Below are 18,670 nucleotides of genomic sequence, written 5' to 3'. Positions count from 1 at the left end.
ATTGTTTTTTATGGCTATATGGAACCTGCATTTTCATCTTCTTTTCCATAAGGCGATGACAGGACAGGTTTCATTATACGATATATTGATGATAAATAAAAAGAGTATCACTACTTAACTCCGTCATTTTCACGCATGAACTCCAGGATTTTGCGGGCATCCTCATCAGACAGGTTCTGGTTGGGCATGCGTACCAAACAGATTTCCAATTGGGCGAGCAATTTAGGATCCTTGTCGATCATCGGATCCGGATTGGTAATGAAGTTCATGATCCATTCCGGACGGTGCCTTTCGGTAACACCTGCCCATCCCGGACCCACCAACCGCTCGTCGGTGTACTTATGGCAGCTTGCACATTTCAAATCGGCCACGACTTTCCCATCCTTGGCAAGCTGTACATCCAATTTCTCTCCCACGTCTACGTGATCGAACTTACCCTCTCCGCGATTAGGATCATAGTCTGTCGGCTGTTGTTGAGTTTCTGTGTTTGTTGAACCATTCTCCGAGCTCTGCTTGCCTCCCGATGAGCAGGCATAAATCAATATGCCCAGCACCAAAATAATCGCTAATTGTTTCATTTTTCAGTTGTTTTGAGTTTGATAGTTATGTGGTATTTATTTTCGTGATCTTACAAGTTACGATGTAATTTCCTTTGCCAAGACAAAGATATCCATAGGACCAAGGCGATTTTATGCGTGGAATCATAAAGTAGGCATCGGTCATTTTTTTCAAAATAATATAGGTCTTTCCATAAATAAATGACTCTGAATTACAGTATGTTAACAAACAAAAACGCCAACCCTGATCTTCGTCACCTCTTGATGTGATATCTATCAATGCAGATAGGAATCACTTCCTGTATACTTGCAACAAGTATCTATTAGGGAATGTTTTTAAAAAACCGCCTATGATTCCAACAGATCTTCTTCTGCAACGGGGCGCTACTTATCGCAAAGCGGCACCAGGCGATATCATTTTCGATGAAGGGGCGCCTGCAACCTATTATTACCAATTGGTGTCGGGGCGTGTAAGGTGGTGCAATATTACGGAGGATGGCAGGGAAATACTCCACCGCATCGTGGAGGCCGGTGAAAGTTTTGGCGAGTTTCCCTTATTTGACGATGCACCGTACGCCGCCAGCGCCATTGCAGATGCACCCTGTATCATCCTAAAATTGTGCACCTCCTCTTTCCATCAGCTATTGCATGAAAACCCCGAAGTCCATTTTGACTTTACGAAAACATTGGTGCAACACCTCCGTTTTAAATTCTTTTTAACAGATTTGCTATCCCAAAACAATCCCGAAGCAGTGATCTCCAAACTGATCGGCTATTTCAACCAACACGGAAAATTCATTTGCAAGGATTGCAACCGGCTAATGCTCACCCGTCAGCAATTGGCCAATATGACGGGGTTGCGCGTGGAGACCATCATCAGGGTTATTAAACACATGGAAAAAGAAGACCGGCTAAGCATTGTAAAAGGTAAGGTATTTGTACCAGCGGATGGTTTGTGATATTTTAGTTTCGTGAAAGAATTGATCATCAAAATAACGATTCGCCGTTGGTTGATATTGGGAATATTCAATCTATTGCTAGTTGCAGCATTAGGCTTGCTTATGCGGATCAAGTTTTTAATTCCATTGCCGGCCATCAATCAAAAGTATGTATTGCATGCCCATTCACACTTCGCTTTTTCGGGATGGGTATCCCATACATTAATGGTGCTGATTGCGGCTGCCATATGCAATACGGGAAGTAGGCAGGCTCTACCGCGTAAATACCAAACATTAGTCGTAGCCAACCTGTTCGCTTCATACGCTATGCTCGTAAGCTTCTTCCTGCAGGGGTATGGATTGTATTCGATCTGTGCCGCTACGGCTACCGTCATCATTTCGTATCTATTCACGGCGATATGCTGGCGGGACACTACCCATCGGTGGTTTCGCGCCGCACTGATCTTTCTCGTGCTTTCCTCGGTCGGCACCTTCCACTTAGCGTATTTGATGTCATCTCATAACACGGATATGCGGCTGCAGTTGGCGTCGATTTATTTTTTCCTGCATTTTCAGTATAACGGGTGGTTTATGTTTGCCTGCTTCGGCTTAGCCTACCATTGGTTACGAAGCCGGGGTATATCGCTGAGACACATGCCTTTTGTATTTTGGGCCTTCACCCTGTCATGCATACCTACTTATTTTCTCTCGACCTTGTGGTGGAATATACCCGGTTGGCTTTACTGCCTGGTGGCCGTTGCACTGATGTTGCAGACGGTTGCTTGGATCGTCTGGCTACATTCGGTATTGACAGCACACCGGCAATATGCTCATCACCTTTCGGCAGTTTCAAAGTGGCTACTCATAGGCGTCATGCTCGCTGTCAGCATCAAAATACTCCTTCAGGATCTCTCTATTTTTCCTTCGTTAAGTCAGTTAACCTACGGCTTCCGGGCGATTGTTATCGGGTACCTTCATCTCGTATTGCTCGTGATCATCACACTTTTCCTGGTTGCCTATGGCTATATGCAAAAAATTCTGTCCAGCAACCGTACTGCGGTCATTGCGACCGGAATACTGGTTATCGGTATTATTTTAAATGAATTGCTCTTACTGCTACAAGGTATCGCAGGTTTTATTAATGCCTCCGTAGGATATACTCCCATGGCACTGGCTGTGGCCGCAGGCATTATCGCCATCGGTCTGATCTTCTTGCTATGGAGTCAAAAGGCACGAAATGAAAATTGTATATAAAGGTCAATTTATCTAAGTTTGTAACGTTATCAAAAAACAACACTTCCATGTCATATAGAATAGAGCACGATACCATGGGCGAGGTGCAAGTGCCTGCCGATAAGTATTGGGGAGCGCAGACCGAACGCTCACGCAACAACTTCAAGATCGGCCCTTCAGCTTCCATGCCCCGGGAAATCATCGAGGCTTTCGCATACCTTAAAAAAGCAGCAGCGTACACCAATGCGGACGCAGGTATACTCCCCCTTGAAAAACGGGATTTGATTGCACAGGTGTGCGACGAAATCCTTGCGGGGCAGTTGGCCGACCAATTCCCGTTGGTTATTTGGCAAACCGGATCAGGCACGCAATCCAACATGAATGTGAATGAGGTAGTATCCAACCGGGCTCATGTCATTCAAGGCAATCAATTGGGCGAAGGTAAACCCTTCATCCACCCAAATGACGATGTGAATAAATCACAGTCGTCCAATGATACCTATCCAACCGCCATGCACATCGCTGCCTATAAGAAGGTGGTGGAAGTAACCCTTCCCGGTGTTGAGAAACTCCGTAATACACTGAAAGCAAAATCGGATGCTTTCGCCAATGTGGTAAAAATCGGCCGCACCCACTTGATGGATGCTACACCGCTTACCTTAGGACAAGAGTTTTCGGGTTACGTGGCGCAGCTCGATTATGGGTTAAAGGCGCTTAACAATACGTTGGCACATTTGTCCGAATTGGCATTGGGTGGCACCGCGGTAGGTACTGGTATCAACACGCCGAAAGGCTATGCGGAAAATGTAGCTAAATACATCGCTGAATTTACTGCTCTTCCATTCCGTACCGCGCCCAATAAATTTGAAGCATTGGCATCACACGATGCCATCGTTGAAACTCACGGTGCCCTAAAACAATTGGCCGTTTCGTTGCATAAAATTGCCAATGATATCCGGATGTTAGCCTCCGGGCCACGCTCGGGTATCGGCGAAATCCTGATCCCCGAAAACGAACCGGGTTCGTCTATCATGCCGGGTAAAGTAAATCCAACCCAATGTGAAGCGCTCACCATGGTGGCTGCACAGGTCATTGGTAACGACGTGACCATTGCCTTCGGCGGTGCCAATGGTCACTACGAGCTTAACGTGTTTAAACCGGTTATGGCTGCTAATTTTCTTCAATCCGCCCAGCTCATCGGTGATGCATGTGTGTCCTTCAACGATCACTGTGCCATGGGTATCGAGCCCAACTACGACGGCATAAAAAAACACCTCGAAAATTCGTTGATGCTAGTCACCGCCCTCAACCCGCATATCGGCTATGAAAACGCAGCAAAAATCGCGAAAAAAGCCCACAAGGAAAATAAGTCGCTACGGGAGGCTGCATTGGAATTAGGCTTGCTCACAAATGAGCAATTTGATGAGTGGGTACGTCCTGAGGATATGATTGGCGGACTGAAGTGATTAATCGCTGTTTATTCATAGCAGGTATATTCGTTCTGTGCATTACCGGTTGCCGTTTTAACCCCGATATTCAGAGCGAAGGTGCTGACTACCTACAGGGAGTATGGATACAGGACAGTGTTCCCATGCAGGATGCACTGTTGCAGTACACATTGCATGAATTGAAATTTACATGTGATTCGATATACGCGGTTCTGCATACAACCGCTACGGTCAAGAACATTGCCGATTCCTGCTATAACAACGGACAATGGACCGAATATGCGAAGGGCATTTACGTGGTGCGCGGTGACAGCCTGATTGTGGATGGTTTATACACAAAGTCCGATTGGAAACAGAAAATTTCGGGCTGTTACCGTATCGGCCAATATCTTCCCCGTTTTAAAATCGTCAGGTATGCTACGGATTCACTTGTTTTGGAAAGCCGTTATGATCAGCGGCCGCTTTTATTGCGAAAAACTGCTGACATCACGTGCGTACCCAAAAAACGATGGGAATGACGGGGGGGGGGGAACAAAAAAAGGCGGTACACACGGCACCACCTCTCCTTTGATTTATTATCAACTAAAACTATATCATTCGATCAGAAGGGCAGATCATCGTCTTTTCCCTCGTCAGCAGAAATATCCACAGGAGAAGGCGCGTCAAACGCCTGCGGGCCCGGAGCGGACTGTCCTGGATCTACCGCCGTAGTCGTAACCTTCGCCACCCGCCAAGCAACGAGTGAATTAAAATAACTGGTTACTCCATCCCTATTCGTCCATGGCCGTCCGCGAAGATTGAAGGAAACTTCCACTTCATCCCCTACGTTCAAATTGTCAAATAAAGATGTCCGATCTTGAGTAGCTTCGAAGCGTATATATTCGACAAATTGGGGGTTTTCCGCATACTGCACGACCAAATCCCGTTTCTTGAATGTATCGGTAACCTGCTGAACAGCACCAATTTCATGCACTTTTCCTCGTATTTCCATTACTTACGTCTTTTTACCGGACTCGTGTTGATAACCGCAACAGCCGCCCGGCGTTCTATTAACAAATTATATATTCTGATGAAACTGTAAAATTACGTATTTTTTACTTACCATAATACCTACCTTTGCTAAATTTTTATGGAAGTTTTCAACACACCCAGCAAAATCATTGTTACCTGCAACAGGCGATTGTCTCCCTACCTGCAGGAGGAAATCCGGCGATTGGGATTTGACATCAAACGTGGCTTTGCCACCGGTGCGGAATTAGTGGCTACCGTCAATGACTGTATACGGCTTAACCTCAATCTGCATTGCGCCAGCCAGGTACTTTACTCGCTTGGCACCTCCGCCGCAAACGATCCAACTGAACTTTACGAATGGTTGATAACCCTTCCCTGGGAAGATCTGATTGCGTTTGACGGCTATGTTTCGGTCACTTCAAACGTGAACAATCCAACGATCTCTACGCCCCTGTTTGCCAACCTCAAAGTGAAGGATGCCATTGCCGACCGGATTAAAAGCAAGAAAGGGTTACGGCCGGATAGCGGACCTGATTTGCATAAAACCGTAATTCATCTCTACTGGCAGGACAATCAGGCGGAAATCTTTCTGGATACCTCCGGGGAGACACTGGCCAAACACGGCTACCGGAAGCATCCGGGCAAAGCACCCATGCTCGAAGCCCTTGCTGCAGGTGTGGTGTATGCCACTGCATGGGACGGGCAAACGATTTTTGCCAACCCCATGTGCGGATCGGGCACGCTGGCCATCGAAGCCGCACTCATAGCGACTAACCGAAAACCCGGCCTTTTCCGTATGAATTATGCATTCATGCACATCCTGGGATATGATGAACAAGTTTTTTTTGCCGAACGGCGAAGACTCAAGGAACAGGTGAATAAAGTTATCTCCGCAAAAATCATTGCTTCGGACCTGTCGAAGGAGGCCGTTCAGATTGCCCAAATGAACGCCAAGACGGCGGGAGTAGACCAGCTCATCGAATTCCATATAGCAGACTTTGCCGAAGCTCCGCTGCCAACCGGCGCAGGTGTCGTTGTTTTTAACCCCGAATACGGAGAAAGAATGGGTATACACACCAAGCTGGAAGCGACATACAGCCGGATCGGTGATTTCCTGAAACAGCACTGTGCCGGTAAACGTGGTTATGTATTTACAGGTAATCCCGATTTAGCCAAAAAAATTGGTCTCCACGCTTCCCGGAAAACAGAATTTTATAACGGCAAGCTGGATTGCCGCTTATTGGAATACGAAATTTACGAAGGAAGCCGCAGAACAAAAAGCGAAAAACCTACTGATGCAGGCTTACATTGATCAAACCGCTGATTTTGTTCGCCAACGGCTTGCGAACGCCGAAGCAGGCCACGATTGGTGGCATATACTTCGCGTTTGGAAGAATGTCAGAACCTTACTCAAGCAGGAAAAGGCCGATCGGATCACCTGTGAACTGGCAGCGTTGCTGCACGATATTGCCGATAGCAAATTCCACAATGGAGACGAAACCCTGGGACCAACCCTGGCAGGTGAGTTTTTAAACAGTATCGGTGTACCGGAGAACCTTGTAAGACATGTTCAAGACATCATCTTCCATATGTCTTACAAAGCGAGTCTGGGAGTGGTGAGCTTTCGTTCCAAAGAGCTGGAAATTGTACAGGATGCCGACCGATTGGATGCGATAGGTGCCATTGGCATTGCAAGGGCATTCCATTACGGTGGATTTAAAAACCGTCAGTTATATGACCCGGCCATCGTTCCCGACCTTCACCAGGACAGGGAAACGTATAAGAACAGTACGGCGCCCACAATCAATCATTTTTACGAGAAGCTCCTCTTATTGAAAGATAGGATGAATACAGATACGGCCAAGCGGATCGCTGCAGAAAGACATGCCTTTATGGAGCGGTATCTTGAACAGTTTTTCCGGGAATGGGAAGGTAACTAAAACCCGCCCATCACCATTTGCAAACATTCCCGCGTAATCCGTTGATTGTATTCATCGGTCATGCTTTTGTGATTGATAAGATCGACGATTGTTCCTATCCAACAGAACCCTACGGTCAGGAAATAGATGATTCCCATGGCTACCTGATTGAGCACAAAACGCTGGATGCCGGCGAACCCAAGGAACCCCAGCAGTGTAAATAACAGGATATCCTGTGTATTTTTACGTTTGCCAGTATATAAAAACACAAAGTTTTTCAACTGGTCTTCATTCAATGATGCCGTGGCATGCTGGAGATACATCAATTCTTCCGGCGAAATGCCGGGAATGCCCATTAAAATATTACGGTTGTTCATGGTAATATGCGATTGTCCAATGATTGTATGTGAGTTTTGATAGCGTATAAATCCGATGTATGATACTAAAAAATGCCGGAATCCCGAGCCAGTGCATCCGAAATGAGGCCTCGATTTCGCCGTGCATGAACAGCGCAATCGCACGACCTAACCCGCATCCCGGACACCATTCCAAGCCCATGTTTTCCAATGGGCACAATGTAAAATGATGGGTATGTGGATCGGAAAAATAAAGCAAAATCAGCGCCGTCATCCAGCACATCCATTCAATGGGAAGCTTTCGAAATAATTGCTTGCTTTGCATCGTTATGTATTAGGATGTTTTACCGAAGATAAAGTTACAATTGTTTTCCAATTTATCGGCTTCCTGATTTTATCAGCTTAACAAAATGATTACCTTTATCCCATCGTATGCTAACACAACTCTGTTTACTTGGCAAAAAATAGAGCTATAAACATTAATCACAAATGAACACTGCAACCCGTATTTTTCTGACATTAACTGTTTGCGCCATGTGGCATGTATCTGCTGCCCAATTTAATCAAAATCAAGCCATCGCACACCGCGGGGCCTGGAAGGTGGATAATCTCCCCCAAAACTCCATCGCCTCCTTACAGCGTGCGGTGGAGCTGGGCTGCGCCGGTTCGGAGTTTGATGTGCACCTTACCAAAGACAATGTATTGGTTGTTAATCATGACAATGACTTTTATGGAATCGATATTGCTACAGCCACGTATTCAGAACTGCTTGCAAAAAAGCACCCCAACGGAGAGTCGATTCCAACCGCAGAAGCATACTTGCTGGAAGGAATGAAACAGCAAAAGACCAAACTCATTTATGAGCTCAAAACCTCAAAACTGGGTAAGGAGCGCACCTTGTATTCGGCTGATTTGGCGGTACAACTTGTCCATAAATTAGGCGCTGAGGATTGGGTAGAATACATCGCTTTCGATTACGATGCCTGCAAACGCATCGTTGAGCTTGATCCCAATGCAAAGGTCTATTACCTCAATGGCGACAAAACGCCTGCGGAAGCCAAAAAAGACAAGTTATATGGCCTGGATTACCATTTCAGCATCTTTAAGAAGAATCCAACCTGGATACGCGAAGCGCATGATCTCGGACTAGTGGTCAATGCATGGACCGTAAATACCGACGATGAAATGGTGAATTTACTGGACCAAGATGTTGAATTCATCACTACGGACGAACCGGCATTATTGCTAAACGTGATCCATAACACCAAATAATAATCGGATGAAAGGTTTTCTGAGCACTCTCCTTTTGCTTTTTGTCTGCGTAGCATTCAGCTTTGCACAGCAGTTTATCGTGGCCACTTATAACATCCGGTACGATGCTTCAGGCGACGTAGGCAACCTTTGGAAAGACAGGTATCCGCACCTTGTGCAACTGATCCGGTTCCATGGCTTTGACATATTTGGCACCCAGGAAGGCCTTAAACACCAGCTGGAAGACATCCAAAAAAACCTTCCGGGCTATACGTACATCGGTGTAGGCCGGGATGATGGAAAAGATAAGGGTGAGCATGCAGCCATCTTTTATAACACCGATAAGTTTGAGGTGATTAAACAGGGTAATTTTTGGCTTGCCGAAAATACAGAAACCCCCAACAAGGGATGGGACGCCGCATTGCCCCGGATCTGCACATGGGGACTTTTCAAGGATAAACAAACCGGCTTTGAGTTTTTCTTTTTCAACACGCATTTCGATCACATAGGTGTGGAGGCACGTAAGGAAAGTGCCAAACTGATTGTCAGAAAAGCGCACGAGCTGGGCAACGGCATCCCCATGATCATCACCGGAGATTTCAATGTAGATCAACGGAATGAGAGCTATCGCGTGCTCAACGACGGTGGCGAGGTAACCGATGCTTACGAGTTATCGCCGTTGAAATATGCTCCGAACAGTACATACAATGGCTTTAAAGTCGGTACAACGGGCGATAGCCGTATTGATCACATCTTCTTGTCCAAACCGTTTACAGTGGTGAGATATGGCATTCTGACCGATAGCTATCAAGGTAAGACGCCTTCCGATCATTTTCCGGTGATGGCTGAGGTGCGCGCCTTTTGATTCTTGTATATAACCCGCAAGTTGCCTATGTTTGGCAAGATGCAATTTAGTCACATAATTTAGTTGTGCCCTTATGAACCGTTTATTTTTATTCCCGGTAGCTGTTTGCCTATTGCTGTTCAGCCAATGTGATACATTGAGCCAAATGACCACCACCAATGGAACAAGTGGCGGGCAGGCTCCATCCAGCGGGTCGGCTAACTCAATCAGTTCAAGCGAGGCAGCCTCTGGCATTAAACAGGCACTGAGTCAAGGCCTGGATCGCAGCATCAAATCACTGGCGGTTCAGGATGGCTTCCTAGGCAATGCTGCAGTCAAAATCCTGATGCCACCCGAGGCACAAAAGGTGGAAAGCACCCTTCGGAGTATTGGTTTGGGTTCACTCTGCGACAATCTGATCCAAAGCCTCAACCGTGCGGCCGAAAGTGCCGTGAGCGAGGCTACTCCGGTTTTTGTATCCGCTCTTTCCCAATTAACGATCCGCGATGCCACCAACATTCTTTTAAGTGGGCAGCCGGATGCCGCTACGGACTTTTTCAAACGGACTACAACCGGTGAACTGACGAAGCGGTTCAGCCCAATCGTGGAGAGCGCACTTGGCAAGCACAATGTTGCCCAATATTGGAACGCAGTAGTAAGCCGTTATAACCAGATTCCGTTGGTAAACGAAAAGATAGAAACGGATTTAAACAAATACGTAACCCAAAAAGCCATTGATGGGCTGTTTCACCAGGTTGCAGCAGAAGAGCTCAAAATCCGTGATAATTTAGGAGGTGCCCGCACGACACCGTTGCTACAAAAAGTATTTGGCTACGCCGACAAGCAGAAAAAATAGGAATCAGCCCATGAAGAATTTCCTAATTCCCGTGGATTTCTCGGATGTGTCGTATACGACTGCACAGTATGCGCTGGATATGGCTGCACATCTTCAAGCGGAGCAAGTGATTTTCTACCATTCCTATGCTCACCGGCCAGCGGACGGATACGACGAACATACGGGATACAAGCAAACAACGCTTAGGCATTTGGAAAAAATGGCCTCCAAGCTGCACATTCCCGCGCCTTTGTCTGTCAGACAGTTTATTTTTTTAGCCGATGACCAACCCGTGAGATTGGGTGTAGAGGCAATTGTCGCCCACTATTCGATATCGTTAATTGTGATGGGTATCGCCGGATTATCGGACATTGAAAACACACTGATCGGCCGCAATACAATGGCCGTAGCAGAATCCGGGGCTGCTCCCCTGCTAATTGTACCCCGAAATCATGCTTTCAGGCCCATAAAAAGAGTGGTTTACGCAACCGATCTGAAAAATGTGGAACATGTAACCCCGACGGCAAGCATCATCCGCTTGGCCAGCCAATTGGAAGCGGAAACACACGTCGTACATGTCGATCCAGCGACACAGGGACAAACACCTGAAAAAATCCTCGGCAAACGGGAAATACTCAAGATGTTGGCCATTCTTCACCCCCTGTTTGAGGTTGTTTACGAGCCGGGTGACAAGGCGGAGGGGATTCTGGAATATGTGAAAAAGCACCATATCGACCTAATTCTGATGGCATCACGCAACTATGGCTTTTTCCAACGGCTTTTCCACAGCAGCGTAAGCAAGAAACTGCTGAACATCGCCGATGTACCTGTCGTGTTGCTGAAAAATAGGCCGGTGGCCTAACCCCCATCCAACGTTTCAAAATGACGGTTGACTAATTGCGCTGCTTCGTTTGAAAACCTTACTAATCGATCACGTAAAATACATAAGTCAAATCCATTCACATTGAAATTTGAATTATACCTAAACTCACTCAGTGCTTTCGAAAGCTCCACAACCATTTCCCGTTCTTCCGGTATATCGAGGCAGAAGCATTTTCTGGCGAGTGGGGTAATGGACTCTGTCAACTGGATCAGGTACATTAAGTTAAGAATACTATCCGGCCTATAGCCCCAAATGACATGCAACAGTCCAAGACAAAGTTGTTCCATGGCTTGCGACATAACGACTGAACAGCATTCATCGTATCGGCTACCAATTTGATTTTCGACCATTTCCATCAACCCCTCCGCATTCCAAAAATACCGATTCCACTGCCAGCGCTGTTTCTCGGGGTCGACCGGCTCAGGCATATCCCCTGCACACAACAGCTTCTCTTCGCCACACCACCTCTCTGCTTCCTTGGCTAAAAAATGAAAAAAACCGTGCCCTTCCTCCAATTTCTTATTGAACGTACTCAATTTGAAATAGAGTGCCACAATTTCCAGCTCATCCCCCAATGCCTCGTTTATCTGGTGCTGCTTGTGTAACGCCTGATCCGGCAGCTCTTCCGTTAAAATCGCCAGGTAATACCGATGCTGCTGTATCTTTGTATTATTCAATGCCAGCAGATTCACCGAGTACTCTTCCCGCGATCGATGTGCATAACAAAACACATGGGTAGGCATGAAATATCGATTGACGACCGAAAGGATACGTTCACAATGGGAACTGGCATCGCTATATAGTTCGATGCCGCCTGCTTCTACACTGTCCTGTATTTCATCTTCCGGCGTTGGTTCTGAGCTGATAATTTCCGATGCCTTATCTTTATATTGCTGGATATCGTTTAACAGATCACGGTGATAAGCTATCACGTATGCGATTAATTCGTTCACTTTGTTTGCTGCTATAGCCAGGTCCTCCTTCGACATGGAGAAATCGTGGTCATACCGCGCCGAGCTATACGACTCGTCCAATTTGCCCATTATGCTCACTTCATGCTGCTTTTCGAAAAGCACGCCCAACTCCGGACAGAAGGGTGCAATGTATTCCTGATGGTTACGCAGGGAATGGCTGATTTTCTCTTTGCCCATCACCAGGTTTTCAGCCGCGCGATATCCCTGCTCGATTACCTGATGAAGCATAAACGCCGCCTGCCCACAATTCGCGTTGCTCATGTAAAATGTATAGCCCTCTTCAAATGCGTGAATTCGGGCAATCTCCTTTTCAAAATACGCCTCTGCTTGCTCATGCCATACCTGGAAGTCTACTTTCGGTAGTTGGATACATGTGTCCACATCGGGATGCTCAAAAACCAGTTTATCGGGTTGGCAGATCAGCGTAGCCCGCATGTTCCCTTGCCTGATTTTGCGGTTCAGGTCTTCCGGCGTTGCAACGTGGCAGCGGTATTGCGGCTTCTCAGCCACGGCTAAGTTACAGAGTGCACGTGCGGAGGTAATCCCCTGCCCGGCGGAATTACGCAATAAGACATACAGCTGATTGACTTGCTTACCCTGAATCCTATACGGATGCAGATAGATCTGGTCGATCAATAGATTTTCGGTGATGCGCTGGATAATGAGCTGAAGCGCATGGTCGGGTTGAGCGGTTGTTGGGTTCATGATTTAACTATATTAGTTATCCGGTCATTTCATTCGCTTATTTTTTTAACACTTATTCCGGTGCCTCTTCAGTCATCACTCCATCCTCACTATGGTCTTTCTGTTCATCGCCACGGTCATCCGGATTCGCTATGTCCTCAGGTTCTGTCCCACCGTACGCTTTCTCAAAAACAGATTCCAATTCAGCGGCTGCTTCCGCATGACGTTTATCGGCGATGCTATGTATCAGTTCACCTAATTTGGATAGTGGCATCTTCCCTTCGAAGGTATCCGAGGGTTGAGCGATGACATATGAGGGTACCTGTAATGGAAGCCCTCCATTCCGGTAAATCACATACATTGCCTGCGCAAGCCGGAGCAACAGTTCTTGGATGATAGCGATTTTATCACCGAATCGGTCATAATTGGTGGCCTTTGCCTGCGTAAGCGATAGCATAATATCATCCAACGTTCCGTACCATTTTTTTAAGGATTGAAATGAAAAAAATTTGCTTAGCGTATCCGCTGGGTTAATTTGACCGTCAAAGGCGTACTCGCCACGTGACCTGTAGGCGAAATAGTCATCCCTTGTTCTGAAAAAGGCCAATGGGTTTCGCTGCTTTTTCAGCCCACACTGTTTGTAAATGACATAAGCTACTTCTACCTGTTCGATGAGTTCCTTGCAATGGAATCCGTTTTCCAAAACATCAGGACATGCCATTTCCGGACACGCGCCCGCATTCAGGGTTAGGCTAATCGTTCGCATCCAGTTGTCAATCTGGGTCTGATAGCCAAAAAAATCAGTTAGATAAATCAATGGGTTTTTAATCACTCGTTTGATTACATACCGAAAATTTTCAGCTTTCAGTTTCTTTTGTTTAAATTTCATCCCTTTAAGGTTTAAGAAAGATAGTTTAGATTTAATTATTTCCGTCGAACCAAATTTAAGAACTATTTTTCTTCAATAAAAATATTTTGAAGAATATTTTTTCTGAATGGATTCTATATTGAAGAGAATTAAAGAAATCGCACAGCAGGAAGGCCTCAGTGTGACAGCGTTAGAAGCAGCAATAGGTGCCAGCAAGGGCGTTTTTTCGCGGGCTTTGGCCAACGGGACCGACATCCAAAGCAAATGGGTAGTAAAATTAGCTGAAAATTATCCGCACTATTCGGCGGAATGGTTATTGAAAGGCGAGGGTGAAATGAAAAAAGCCGACATCCTGACTGATCTCCCCGAAAATTATTCACCGCCGGAAACGTCAAAATTAACCGATGAACTGATCCACACACTGAAGCAGGTGATCTCCTCGCAAGAAACAACCATCCGTTCGCAGGAAATTACCATCGATGCGCTGAAACAACGGATTGCTGCATTGGAGCAAGCAAAATAGCCGGGTTTTCCATTGTCCCCTGCCATAGGGTTGTCAGTGCCCCTTGATACCTTTGGCCTAAGAAACCAAAATAGTACAGCAATGGATATTATCAAAGAATTACTGAGCGAATTGGAAAGCGAAATGGCCATCAGCCGCAAAATGTTGGCACTTGTACCTGAAGATCGGTTTGACTGGGCACCGCACCCCAAAAGCATGACGCTAAAACGGTTGGCTACGCATCTCGCCGAAATCCCCGCTTGGTTTACGCTTGCCGTAGATCAGGATGTGCTAGATTTCAATGAAGGCAGTTACCAACCCACGCCGATCAAGAGCAATGCTGACTTGTTGGCCTTGCTTGAAAAATCGTATCATACGGGCAAATCTGCGCTGGAACGTTTACCGGAAGCCCTATTGGACAAGCCTTGGATCATGCGGGGTGGTGAGGCAGTGTACCTGGATACGACGAAATACGGCATGATCCGGCATGCATTTAGCCAAACGATACACCATCGCGCCCAGCTGGGCGTTTTCCTGCGCCTATTGGACATCCCGATACCGGGGAGCTACGGGCCGAGTGCAGATGAGATGGGATGACACAATTCTATTGCATATAGAAGAAAATTAGCTAAGTTTGGCGCTACCATGAACGATTCGATCATTAACAACGTAGCCCATACTTCTGCTGGCGAGCGGTTCTTGCGTTACGTGCAGGTGGATACGCAATCCGACCCGGGTTCTGCGACGTGCCCCTCTACGGAAAAACAGAGGGACCTTGGAAAGATGCTTGTCGATGAATTGCTGGCTATCGGTATTACCGATGCGCATCTCGACGATTACGGCTATGTATATGCGACGATTCCAGCCAACAGCGACAAGGCGGTACCGGTCATCTGCTTCTGCTCCCATATGGATACGTCTCCCGATTGTTCGGGAACACATGTTAAACCTGTCATACACCGCAATTACCGCGGCGACGACATCGTATTGCCCGATGACTCTACCGTGGTCATCCGACCAAGCGAACATCCCGATCTCCGGAATCAGCTGGGCAATGACATCATTACTGCATCCGGCGCTACACTGCTTGGCGCAGACGATAAAGCCGGCATTGCAGCAATCATGGCTGCCGCCGAAGTACTGATGAACCATCCTGAAATCAAGCATGGCACCTTAAAAATACTCTTCACACCCGATGAAGAAATTGGCCGGGGCGTAGACAAGGTGAACCTGGCTAAGCTGGGAGCTGATTTTGCCTATACCATTGACGGAGAAACGGCAGGATCCATTGAAGACGAAACCTTTTCTGCGGATGGCGTCACCGTCATTATAAACGGTGTCAGTGTACATCCGGGATTTGCCAAAGGGAAGCTTCAAAGTGCTCTAAAAATCGCCGCGGAAGTTATTAACGCATTGCCCAAAGATCGGCTTTCCCCAGAGACCACCAGTAACCGCGAGGGTTTCGTGCATCCCGTATCTATCAACGGCGGTGTAGAACAGGTAACCATTGATTTCATTGTGCGGGACTTTGTTGACAATCAGCTGGAAACGCATGAACAGGAATTGGAAGATATCGTGAAAGCCGTCATCGCCCGATATCCCAGCTGCAGTTATCAATTCCAGGTAAAAGAGCAGTACCGGAACATGAAGCAGGTACTTGATCAATATCCCCAAATCATGGAAGTCGGACTGGAAGCAATCCGTCGGGCCGGAATGCAACCCATCAGGCGAAGCATACGCGGAGGCACGGATGGCTCAAGGCTTTCTTTCATGGGCCTTCCCTGCCCCAATATCTTTGCGGGCGGACATGCTTTCCACGGCAAGCAGGAATGGGTATCTGTACAAGATATGGAACGCACGGTACGCACCATACTGCATATCGCCGCATTATGGGAGGAACGCACTTAACGATATTTTTATCATGCAAAACACCGTTTATCAAGTTATAAAACAGGCGATCAAGCAACGCCGGGCCATATTCCCGCCCAGTTATATCAAAAAAGAAATACCCAAAACGCTGTTGGTCGAATTACTGGAATGTGCCAATACGGCGCCTACCCATAAACTTACACAACCTTGGCGGTTTATCATCTTTAGGGAAAATGGCCGCGAGAAGCTGGCAGATCAGCTTGCCGAACAATACAAAACACATACCTCACCGGAACAATTCCTACAGAAGAAGTATGAAAATACGCGGGAGAAGGTGCTTCAATCCGGAGCTGTTATCGCTATCGTTGTTTCCTATAGCGGATCACTCCCTCAATGGGAGGAGCTTGCAGCTACCGCATGTGCCGTACAAAACCTTTGGCTTGCTGCCTCTGCAGCTGGCATAGGTGGCTATTGGAGCAGTCCTGGCACCGTTAAATACATGGGCGACTTCCTGTCGTTAGCGGCCAATGAAGAATGCCTGGGCTTCTTTTACATGGGATTTCACGATGAATCAGCGCGCGAGGCTACCCGAAAACCAGTCTTGGAAAAAATACAGTGGGAGGAATAACTTACCACTAAACTGATAAAAAGTACCATAGCCCTATCTGAAAATAATTGTACCTTCGCGCTATGGCAACAACCCAAGAAATCAGCGAATTCAAAGCTGCAACCCATGCAAGATGCCCAAGATGCCGCACCGGGGCTATGTTTACCGGAAAAGCATACGGATTTAAAGTACAGAAGATGAACGAATATTGCCCACACTGTCACCTGAAGTTTGAACAGCGGCCGGGGCATTTCTATGTATCCATGTTTGTCAGCTATGCGCTGAGTGTGGCAGAGATGGTTATTGCTTGTTTGGTGACCTATCTTATCACAAAAATTGACGACTCTTTCTGGCTGTACCTAACGGTTGCGATCGCAACAACACTCTTGTTCGCACCTCTAAATTATCGGTATTCACGCGTTATTCTCCTCTTTTGGTTGACACCAGGCTTTCACTATCAGCCTGAAACCGCAAGGAAGGATGACTACGGCGGTGTCCCAGCCGATCGGTAACAGAAGCCACCAACCGTTTCATGCTATTCAAATGAAATGACAATTTTCCCTTTGGTACCATTCCAACGTGGTCCTTCCTGCAACAATCGTTTCGCCTCTGCCACTAATACGAGGTCTTCCGCACTCACTTCTTCGATAGCGTACGGTTTTCCCTTGTGATCGACTTTAAAGGTCAATACAATCTGGCCAGTGATCGCATGGGTTTCCTTATTTTCGGAAAGATAGGCATTAAACCGCTGCCATCCCTGTTCCGGACTGGCATCGAATCCCATTTTGCGATCCATTGCGGCTGCATGAACCACCGCCTCCGGAGCCAGTTCTACTTTCACTTCCCGCTCTGTTATTTTTGGCTGTAGGTGTTGATTACGCATCCACAGTAAAACCAATACCAATACCATTAGTACACAGGCCGTAGCCGCCACGCCCAGGCGCTGCCACCCGAAGAAAAAGGCATCCCGCTCCTTGACCTGATCCGCAATGCGTGCGGCAAGCCGTTTTTGCAGTAAGCTCAACCGACGATGACTCACGTTCTGCTGCATCCGGTAACCATCGATGGCATCCTGCAGCAACGGATCGTCAAGCGCCTCGCGTTCAAGCTTATACATCTCATCGCTGCTTAATTCACCGCTGAGATATTGCTGTATACGAATGATATGGTAATTATTGTTCATCCTGCTTCTTCTCCATGCAAATTTTTAAATTACGCTTACCGTTCTGAATATGACTTTTTACCTTATTAAGGTCATATCCAGTTATTTCAGCTACATCTTTATAACATCGCTGTTCTAAGTAAAACAACGTAAGACAAACCCGCTGTTCCTCGTTGAGTGTTTCTAAACACGACTCCATCCATGCAAGTTGCTCCTCGGGAATTTGTTCCCCACTATTTTTTTGATGCAAAAAAATATCACTTTCCACAATATGTTCCTCGATATCTACCGTATTGATGCGATTGGCCGTACGTAATTCCATCAGGCAATGGTTACGGGCCAACGTATATAGCCAACTTTTGAAGTTACTCACTTCGTGAACGCGTAGCTTTGATATCAGTGATTCAAAGATTTGCATCACCGCATCTTCGCTTCTCGCTTCGTCTTTATAGTATTTAAAACACAATCCATAAATAAGCGGCATATAAGGTTCGTATAACCTACCCAATACCTGCAGATTTCCGGTTTTCCTGTATGCTGTCAGAAGGCGTTGTTCGTCAGACACGATGTGTTGTTTAAAAGATCCCTGTAACGGCTTATCCCAAAAATACAAAACTTCCTCCATTGTGCCGGCCTGTCTGAGATAAGATGCAGATTGACCCCGGTTTCCATAGAATAAACGTTCTCTAAAATGACGCCGATCACAAAAAATACTACATGAGGATCAAA

Annotated in this window: 23 protein-coding genes; 15 read left to right on the top strand and 8 right to left on the bottom strand. The window is 46.7% G+C overall.

Features of this window, described 5'->3' with window-relative positions; all coding sequences use genetic code 11:
• Nucleotides 1-110 precede the first annotated feature (110 nt).
• Nucleotides 111-578: a c-type cytochrome gene (locus IEX60_RS10005; protein WP_188750097.1), complete on the bottom strand. Its 468-nt coding sequence runs from the start codon at nt 576-578 to the stop codon at nt 111-113.
• 329 nt (nt 579-907) lie between these two features.
• Between IEX60_RS10005 and IEX60_RS10000 the strand changes: the two genes are divergently transcribed.
• The 4 genes from IEX60_RS10000 to IEX60_RS09985 are packed head-to-tail and all read left to right on the top strand — an operon-like array spanning nt 908 to nt 4,694.
• Entirely contained in the window at nt 908-1,516 is a 609-nt protein-coding gene (locus tag IEX60_RS10000) for a Crp/Fnr family transcriptional regulator (protein WP_188750095.1), read from the top strand.
• Between the two features lie 12 nt (nt 1,517-1,528).
• Nucleotides 1,529-2,749 carry a hypothetical protein gene (locus IEX60_RS09995; protein ID WP_188750093.1) on the top strand — a complete coding sequence of 407 codons (1,221 nt, stop codon included), beginning with the start codon at nt 1,529-1,531 and terminating at the stop codon, nt 2,747-2,749.
• A gap of 47 nt (nt 2,750-2,796) precedes the next feature.
• On the top strand, nt 2,797-4,194 hold the full coding sequence (fumC, locus tag IEX60_RS09990) for a class II fumarate hydratase (RefSeq protein ID WP_188750091.1): 1,398 nt from the start codon (nt 2,797-2,799) through the stop codon (nt 4,192-4,194).
• The gene (locus IEX60_RS09985; protein WP_229717506.1) at nt 4,191-4,694 is read left to right on the top strand and encodes a fumarate hydratase; all 504 of its coding nucleotides are present in this window, start codon (nt 4,191-4,193) and stop codon (nt 4,692-4,694) included. The genes fumC and IEX60_RS09985 overlap by 4 nt, the downstream gene beginning before the upstream one ends.
• An 83-nt stretch (nt 4,695-4,777) precedes the next feature.
• Here IEX60_RS09985 and IEX60_RS09980 read toward each other — a convergent pair whose 3' ends face one another.
• Nucleotides 4,778-5,167: a DUF3127 domain-containing protein gene (locus IEX60_RS09980; protein ID WP_188750090.1), complete on the bottom strand. Its 390-nt coding sequence runs from the start codon at nt 5,165-5,167 to the stop codon at nt 4,778-4,780.
• Between the two features lie 138 nt (nt 5,168-5,305).
• Here IEX60_RS09980 and IEX60_RS09975 point away from each other — a divergent pair, with 138 nt between their 5' ends.
• Nucleotides 5,306-6,499: a THUMP domain-containing class I SAM-dependent RNA methyltransferase gene (locus tag IEX60_RS09975; RefSeq protein ID WP_188750087.1), complete on the top strand. Its 1,194-nt coding sequence runs from the start codon at nt 5,306-5,308 to the stop codon at nt 6,497-6,499.
• The gene (locus IEX60_RS09970) at nt 6,483-7,127 is read left to right on the top strand and encodes an HD domain-containing protein (RefSeq protein WP_188750086.1); all 645 of its coding nucleotides are present in this window, start codon (nt 6,483-6,485) and stop codon (nt 7,125-7,127) included. The genes IEX60_RS09975 and IEX60_RS09970 overlap by 17 nt, the downstream gene beginning before the upstream one ends.
• Here IEX60_RS09970 and IEX60_RS09965 read toward each other — a convergent pair.
• A complete protein-coding gene (locus tag IEX60_RS09965) occupies nt 7,124-7,483 on the bottom strand; it encodes a TM2 domain-containing protein (protein WP_188750084.1) in 360 nt (119 codons plus the stop codon). The two genes, IEX60_RS09970 and IEX60_RS09965, sit on opposite strands and share 4 nt — an antisense overlap.
• Entirely contained in the window at nt 7,470-7,787 is a 318-nt protein-coding gene (locus IEX60_RS09960; RefSeq protein WP_188750082.1) for a DUF2752 domain-containing protein, read from the bottom strand. The genes IEX60_RS09965 and IEX60_RS09960 overlap by 14 nt, the downstream gene beginning before the upstream one ends.
• Nucleotides 7,788-7,951: 164 nt before the next feature.
• Here IEX60_RS09960 and IEX60_RS09955 point away from each other — a divergent pair, with 164 nt between their 5' ends.
• From IEX60_RS09955 to IEX60_RS09940, 4 genes are all read left to right on the top strand, one after another.
• A complete protein-coding gene (locus tag IEX60_RS09955) occupies nt 7,952-8,734 on the top strand; it encodes a glycerophosphodiester phosphodiesterase (RefSeq protein WP_229717505.1) in 783 nt (260 codons plus the stop codon).
• A gap of 7 nt (nt 8,735-8,741) precedes the next feature.
• The gene (locus tag IEX60_RS09950) at nt 8,742-9,578 is read left to right on the top strand and encodes an endonuclease/exonuclease/phosphatase family protein (RefSeq protein ID WP_188750080.1); all 837 of its coding nucleotides are present in this window, start codon (nt 8,742-8,744) and stop codon (nt 9,576-9,578) included.
• Nucleotides 9,579-9,651: 73 nt separating this feature from the next.
• On the top strand, nt 9,652-10,413 hold the full coding sequence (locus tag IEX60_RS09945; RefSeq protein WP_188750077.1) for a DUF4197 domain-containing protein: 762 nt from the start codon (nt 9,652-9,654) through the stop codon (nt 10,411-10,413).
• A gap of 10 nt (nt 10,414-10,423) precedes the next feature.
• On the top strand, nt 10,424-11,254 hold the full coding sequence (locus tag IEX60_RS09940; protein WP_188750075.1) for a universal stress protein: 831 nt from the start codon (nt 10,424-10,426) through the stop codon (nt 11,252-11,254).
• Here IEX60_RS09940 and IEX60_RS09935 read toward each other — a convergent pair.
• Together IEX60_RS09935 and IEX60_RS09930 are read right to left on the bottom strand one after the other, a co-directional pair.
• Nucleotides 11,251-12,954, bottom strand: a complete 1,704-nt coding sequence (locus IEX60_RS09935; protein WP_188750073.1) for a HEPN domain-containing protein — start codon at nt 12,952-12,954, stop codon at nt 11,251-11,253. The two genes, IEX60_RS09940 and IEX60_RS09935, sit on opposite strands and share 4 nt — an antisense overlap.
• 52 nt (nt 12,955-13,006) lie before the next feature.
• On the bottom strand, nt 13,007-13,822 hold the full coding sequence (locus IEX60_RS09930; RefSeq protein WP_188750071.1) for a hypothetical protein: 816 nt from the start codon (nt 13,820-13,822) through the stop codon (nt 13,007-13,009).
• 118 nt (nt 13,823-13,940) lie between these two features.
• Between IEX60_RS09930 and IEX60_RS09925 the strand changes: the two genes are divergently transcribed.
• The 5 genes from IEX60_RS09925 (at nt 13,941) to IEX60_RS09905 (ending at nt 17,291) form a co-directional block, all read left to right on the top strand.
• Nucleotides 13,941-14,324: a helix-turn-helix domain-containing protein gene (locus tag IEX60_RS09925; protein ID WP_188750069.1), complete on the top strand. Its 384-nt coding sequence runs from the start codon at nt 13,941-13,943 to the stop codon at nt 14,322-14,324.
• A gap of 81 nt (nt 14,325-14,405) precedes the next feature.
• Entirely contained in the window at nt 14,406-14,900 is a 495-nt protein-coding gene (locus IEX60_RS09920) for a DinB family protein (RefSeq protein WP_188750068.1), read from the top strand.
• Nucleotides 14,901-14,948: 48 nt separating this feature from the next.
• Complete coding sequence (pepT, locus tag IEX60_RS09915; RefSeq protein WP_188750066.1) at nt 14,949-16,211, top strand: peptidase T; 1,263 nt, start codon at nt 14,949-14,951, stop codon at nt 16,209-16,211.
• Nucleotides 16,212-16,224: 13 nt separating this feature from the next.
• Nucleotides 16,225-16,800: a nitroreductase family protein gene (locus IEX60_RS09910; protein WP_188750064.1), complete on the top strand. Its 576-nt coding sequence runs from the start codon at nt 16,225-16,227 to the stop codon at nt 16,798-16,800.
• 62 nt (nt 16,801-16,862) lie between these two features.
• The gene (locus IEX60_RS09905) at nt 16,863-17,291 is read left to right on the top strand and encodes a DUF983 domain-containing protein (protein WP_188750061.1); all 429 of its coding nucleotides are present in this window, start codon (nt 16,863-16,865) and stop codon (nt 17,289-17,291) included.
• 23 nt (nt 17,292-17,314) lie between these two features.
• On the opposite strand, the gene IEX60_RS09900 is transcribed toward IEX60_RS09905, so the two are convergent.
• Together IEX60_RS09900 and IEX60_RS09895 are read right to left on the bottom strand one after the other, a co-directional pair.
• Nucleotides 17,315-17,962 carry a hypothetical protein gene (locus IEX60_RS09900; protein ID WP_188750059.1) on the bottom strand — a complete coding sequence of 216 codons (648 nt, stop codon included), beginning with the start codon at nt 17,960-17,962 and terminating at the stop codon, nt 17,315-17,317.
• Nucleotides 17,952-18,566: an RNA polymerase sigma factor gene (locus IEX60_RS09895; protein WP_188750057.1), complete on the bottom strand. Its 615-nt coding sequence runs from the start codon at nt 18,564-18,566 to the stop codon at nt 17,952-17,954. The genes IEX60_RS09900 and IEX60_RS09895 overlap by 11 nt, the downstream gene beginning before the upstream one ends.
• Between the last annotated feature and the right edge of the window lie 104 nt (nt 18,567-18,670).

The sequence above is a fragment of the Parapedobacter defluvii genome (assembly GCF_014642075.1).
Classification (GTDB): domain Bacteria; phylum Bacteroidota; class Bacteroidia; order Sphingobacteriales; family Sphingobacteriaceae; genus Parapedobacter; species Parapedobacter defluvii.
This window is presented reverse-complemented; position numbering and strand designations above follow the sequence as displayed.